Raw genomic sequence first — 5,033 nt, forward strand, 5'->3', positions numbered from 1 at the left:
TTTTTAACTATATTGCTTGAGTTGCATTTAGGACAGTACATAGTTCTGGTATTGAACAACACTTCTTAATTCTATCATTACTATGCACTACTACCACTTTTTTTAACTAGACTTATTGGCATTTGTGGGGAAGGGGTAAAAGTATGGAATTTTCTCTTCCCCTTAATATGCAAACATGCACTCCAATATTTTGGCAAAAGTTAATTTTGCAAGATGTCTTTTGAACTAGGCAATCCCGATGCCGCCTGTTACACCATAAACTTCTCCGGTGATGTAGCTACCTTCTTGGGAAGCAAGCAACACATACACAGGAGCAATTTCTACAGGTTGCCCAGGTCTTCCGAGCGGAACTTCAGAACCAAATTTCTCGATCTTCTCCTGGGTCTGACCACCACTCGGCTGTAGCGGTGTCCAGAATGGGCCGGGTGCGACTGCATTAACGCGCACTCCCTTGTGGATCATCTGTTTGGCGAGAGATTTGCTAAAATTCTCAATCCCGGCTTTGGTCATCGCATAGTCAAGTAGACTCGCTGAAGGTTGATATGCCTGAATCGAAGTGGTGTTAATAATTGATGCTCCGGGTAAAAGATGTGGAACGGCAGCTTTAGTAATCCAAAATAGCGCGTAGAGGTTTGTCTTCATGACTTTATCGAAATGCTCAGTCGTGATGTCGCTAATTGATGGGTAAGATGTCTGTGCGCCAGCATTGTTCACGAGAATATCTAAACCGTTCAAAGATTGCACTGCATCTGTCACCAACTTTTGGCAAAAATACTCGTCGGTGATGTCACCCGGAAGCGCAACCGCTTTGCGTCCTGATTGTTCAATTAATTGGATGACCTCTTGAGCATCAGCTTCTTCGCTCTTAAGATAGCCGATAGCGACATCAGCACCTTCTCGCGCAAATGCGATTGCAACAGCACGCCCGATACCAGAATCGGCTCCAGTGACCAATGCCTTCCGACCTGCAAGCTTTCCACATCCAATATAGCTCTGCTCACCGTGATCCGGTTGGGGTTGCATCTTTTGAGCAAGTCCTGGTACAGGCTGCGGTTGTTGAGGGAAGGGCGGAGCGGGATATTGCTGCCGCGGATCTTGCATCTCTAATCGTTCGGATTTCATCACTTAGTTGTTTTGATAGTTTTTGCTATTCTTGACTCAAGTATTAAGCATTGAGGAAAACGATTCCTCACCCTTTGAGCAGAATAATGTTCTAGAGTATGTAAGACTTAAGCGCAGGCTTGCTCGATGCGCTTGTATTTGTCATCATGCAATATCACTTGAAAAGCCAGGCTTAAGTTTCTACACTCACCATCAACTACCATTTGTGAGAGTTTAGGCACTTACTCGAAATAAAAGCCAGAAGTTATGTTAACAGAAGTTGCGAACGAGCACTTGAGATTGAATTACCGATTTTCCTAAACTGATGCACTTAGGCGTAATCTATGGATATTTTTCTAGAAAGCGCAGAAATAGATTGCGTTCTCCTCAACTTTCTGCATTTTTCCCTTCACAGATGCAACGACGCTGTAGCCTTGACCTTCATAACTAGGTTGCCAAAATACAATCATGGGTGCTGATTTAGGGTTAGCCTGAAAAGCGCCAATTGGAAAAGGTATTCCTGGTGTACCGTCAAATTCAGGAAATTTAACAGGCTCAGGGTCGCCACCTTGCATATATAACTTTTTTTCTACTGCATTGTAAGCTATCCGAGAATTGATTAATATACTTAAGCGCACTTGGTCTTTACTTTGTTTTTGCATTACAACAGTTGCTCCCCCAGCCTTCCAAGCCCGTGCAACTGATGGTTTGCGTTTGTTTACAGGTAATACGCTCGTAGTCACTTCAGATAAATTCAACGCTTGGAAAGTCAACGATTTTGCTTCTTTGGCTTCGTTCGCGGGTAAAAGCCAAACAGGCCCTTCTGCAAAACGTTTAGCTGCGGTAAACGTTGCCATTTTCGTTTTATTATTCTCACAACCAAAAGGTTCTTCTTGAGAACGACGGAATTTTACTTGTTGTTTGATTCCACCAGCGATACCAACTAGAGATGTACCGGGTTTGACTTGATCCCATGCATCTGAGAAAAGTGCAACCTGGGCATCTGCATTCACAGGCAGCAAAGGTAAAAATATGCCGTTTTTGTTTGCTGTAGTTGCAAAACCTAACCATCCTGTGATTGCTGACTGTGGTGGTGTGGTACTGTTTGCTTGAGCTATTAGTGTTTGTGGTTGATTGGCGCTCGCCTGTAATGCTTGATTTTTGGCAAAGGATTTATACAAAACCGAAGTGCCAAACATTAATCCTACCAATCCGCTTATAACAAATAGCTTGAGTTTTTTTTCCATTAATTATGAAAGATTGTATTGTTCAATTTTTATAGTCAGCAGTCGTCAGATAATAAATAAGGCTACCATTATTGCAGCATTTCCACTGCTGCTCTCTGGAATGCCATTTACCTTGGCTCCATTACTTTTCACTCCAAACTAATCTTCCACAACCCATCTAGCGCATTGGATTGTTGCAATTGACTATCATTCCTGCCAAGCCAATTATTGTCATACACCAAGCCCAGACTGAACGTGCTACTTACAGGATATTGCCCTATTTTTCCAAAACCTTCAATATTTTTTGAGTCAGTAATTACCTGTTGGTTCAACTGTATAGTTGTTTGGTTGCCATCATCAAAGTAAATTGTGGCCCGCTTGTTGTAAAAGCTGACCTGAACGAGAGTAGACCCCACCAGTTGCATAATAGTAAGCTCTAGCAGGTAGCTTTTGACCATCAATATTTTGCCCTTTGAACTCAACTGCCATTGAAGGCGTGCCTAGCAGTAACAAGATTGGCAGGAATAAGCCTAAAACTTTCATTGGTACTAACAATCACTTTCAATGAAACTATTTTCTACTTTAAAACATAAAAATAATTTGTGAGTTAACAAGCTATCGCTTGGCTTGGATTGGGAATCCTAAAGAAAGTAAGAGTGACTTTTAGTACAAATGGTTTTTAAACTTAGCTTGATTGGTGTTGTGGCTTTGCTTGTAGCTCAAATGTCGTTACCTGTATTTGCCAATAGCCTTACTGCTACAGTTGCAACCGTTGGTGACAGTGACACCATTTCTAAGACATAGATAAATGTAATAGCTGGTACTTATAAGGTATGGGGCAAACAGTCTTTCCCTACATCCCACACCCTATAGCCCATAAGGTGTTTGCGATCAATTCAACTACCTACCGAAAAGAGAACAGAGCTGATGTTAGACAACTGGTTGAGCAAAAAACAGATATGGTTGCTGCGTGGTGTAGCGATTATAATTTTTTTGATACAAGTTGGAGCATATTTGTGGAGCATTTACCGAGCAACGAATATCTGCAAGTTGTCGCAGCCTCATTCCCAGTATTGCGATTTGACAGTAGTACGGAAGTTAAGTGGAGTAGCAGAAGCGATCGCTCTTTCTTCTGATGGTCACACCTTAGTGGGCGGCGGTGGCAAAAGCTTTAGTGTCTGGCATCTGCCAAGTCAGCAGCCTCAATTAACCCTCAAAGGAGACGCGAATGATATTTATGACCTTGCGCTTTCTGCTGATGGTCAGACTTTGGTGAGTGGGAGTTTAGGCAAGACCATTAAGGTGTGGAATTTAGCGACGGGAAAACTCAAATTTACGCTCAAAGGGCATTCTGAAGTTGTAAATGCACTGGTGATCACACCCAATCAGCAAACAATTGTGAGTGCGAGTTCCGACAAGACCATTAAGATATGGAATTTGGCGACTGGACAATTAACAAGCACATTGGCACAAACACCGGATGCTGTAATAACTTTGGCGCTGAGTCCGGATGGCAAGACTTTGGTTAGTAGCGATTCGAGCAATCACATCACTGTATGGGATCTGGGAACTGGACGAAAGCGCACCACTTTGACTGGACATTATGGTGCAGTATCTGCTTTAGCCATTAGTCGTGACGGTCAGTTGCTCGCTAGTGGTAGTGCCAAGCAGGTAAAAGTGTGGAACCTGACAACAGAAAAATTGTTGCAGGATTTTGGGGGCTTCTATTTTCCGCAGATCACCATCGCCTTTAGTCCTGATGGGCAATCTTTAATTACTGGTGGAGGATATAAACCATATCAGGTTTGGAATCTGGTAACAGGAAATATGGAAGCAACTCTGCCCGATGTTAGCAACTGGTCGGGGGCAATGGTATTTAGTAGGGATGGCAAGACTTTGTTTAGTGCAACACAGGACGGAATTACGGAGTGGAAATTTCCTGCACCAAGCCATCCGTAAAAGAATGTTTGAAAATTTATGAGAGTGGAAGAACCAATTGATTAACTAAGATTTGATTTGCTCTATTTATAAGAGATCGCGCCCCATCCAATGGGAATTATGTTATGTAATTGCGTTCCTTGGCACCATGAAATTATTGCATTTTCTCAAATCCAGACCAGTGATTATAGTAATAGCTATCGCAGTAAACATCACTGTTATTGATGTACATTCTTCTACTTCAAATCTTCCCATAGGAAAGAGTACAATTACTCAGTCCCAAACACAGATTCAACTTGTTCATACACTGACTGGGCATAAAAAAGTGACTTTCGGTGTGAGAGGAGTTGCGATCAGCCCTTCGGGGCAAACCCTGATTAGTGGGGATAGAGATGATACAATTAAATTCTGGAATTTACGTACCGGGAAATTGTTGCGTAGTTTAGACGCTCACTCAGATGGTGTTACTTCAATTGTGATTAGTCCAGATGGTAAGCGGATTGTAAGTGGTGGAATAACCACCCCAACAATGAAGGTTTGGGATTTACGCACTTTCCTTATGCTAAAGGGCGAAAGTGGACATATTCAACCAGTAGAAACCGTTGCGATTAGTTCAGATGGTAGATTGATTGCTAGTGGCAGTGACGATGGCACAATCAAGCTTTGGGATTTACATACGCTTAAGCTGCTTGATACCATTACTACACACTCAGGATTTGTGAGTAAAGTTGCATTTAGCCCTGATATGCAAACCCTTGTAAGTGCTGG

Annotated in this window: 6 protein-coding genes; 3 read left to right on the forward strand and 3 right to left on the reverse strand. The window is 42.4% G+C overall.

Features of this window, described 5'->3' with window-relative positions; all coding sequences use genetic code 11:
• Positions 1–225: 225 nt before the first annotated feature.
• From V7K53_RS29045 to V7K53_RS29055, 3 genes are all read right to left on the reverse strand, one after another.
• On the reverse strand, positions 226–1,122 hold the full coding sequence (locus V7K53_RS29045; RefSeq protein ID WP_335200920.1) for an SDR family oxidoreductase: 897 nt from the start codon (positions 1,120–1,122) through the stop codon (positions 226–228).
• Between the two features lie 335 nt (positions 1,123–1,457).
• Positions 1,458–2,348, reverse strand: a complete 891-nt coding sequence (locus V7K53_RS29050; RefSeq protein WP_335200921.1) for a hypothetical protein — start codon at positions 2,346–2,348, stop codon at positions 1,458–1,460.
• A gap of 128 nt (positions 2,349–2,476) precedes the next feature.
• Positions 2,477–2,785, reverse strand: a complete 309-nt coding sequence (locus tag V7K53_RS29055; RefSeq protein WP_335200922.1) for a hypothetical protein — start codon at positions 2,783–2,785, stop codon at positions 2,477–2,479.
• A 214-nt stretch (positions 2,786–2,999) separates the two neighbouring features.
• Here V7K53_RS29055 and V7K53_RS29060 point away from each other — a divergent pair, with 214 nt between their 5' ends.
• From V7K53_RS29060 to V7K53_RS29070, 3 genes are all read left to right on the forward strand, one after another.
• The gene (locus V7K53_RS29060; protein ID WP_335200924.1) at positions 3,000–3,131 is read left to right on the forward strand and encodes a hypothetical protein; all 132 of its coding nucleotides are present in this window, start codon (positions 3,000–3,002) and stop codon (positions 3,129–3,131) included.
• Between the two features lie 123 nt (positions 3,132–3,254).
• Entirely contained in the window at positions 3,255–4,286 is a 1,032-nt protein-coding gene (locus V7K53_RS29065) for a WD40 repeat domain-containing protein (protein WP_335200925.1), read from the forward strand.
• Positions 4,287–4,446: 160 nt separating this feature from the next.
• Positions 4,447–5,033, forward strand: a 587-nt coding sequence (locus V7K53_RS29070; RefSeq protein WP_335200926.1) for a WD40 repeat domain-containing protein, incomplete at its 3' end; no start/stop codon positions are given.

Source organism: Nostoc sp. (genome assembly GCF_036917355.1).
GTDB lineage: Bacteria > Cyanobacteriota > Cyanobacteriia > Cyanobacteriales > Nostocaceae > Nostoc.

Bases quoted from the DNA above. Each gene is read 5' to 3' on its own strand.
- V7K53_RS29050 (WP_335200921.1), bottom strand. From the start codon at position 2,348: ATGGAAAAAAAACTCAAGCTATTTGTTATAAGCGGATTGGTAGGATTA.
- V7K53_RS29055 (WP_335200922.1), bottom strand. From the start codon at position 2,785: ATGGTCAAAAGCTACCTGCTAGAGCTTACTATTATGCAACTGGTGGGG.
- V7K53_RS29065 (WP_335200925.1), top strand. From the start codon at position 3,255: ATGTTAGACAACTGGTTGAGCAAAAAACAGATATGGTTGCTGCGTGGT.
- V7K53_RS29045 (WP_335200920.1), bottom strand. From the start codon at position 1,122: ATGAAATCCGAACGATTAGAGATGCAAGATCCGCGGCAGCAATATCCC.
- V7K53_RS29060 (WP_335200924.1), top strand. From the start codon at position 3,000: ATGGTTTTTAAACTTAGCTTGATTGGTGTTGTGGCTTTGCTTGTAGCT.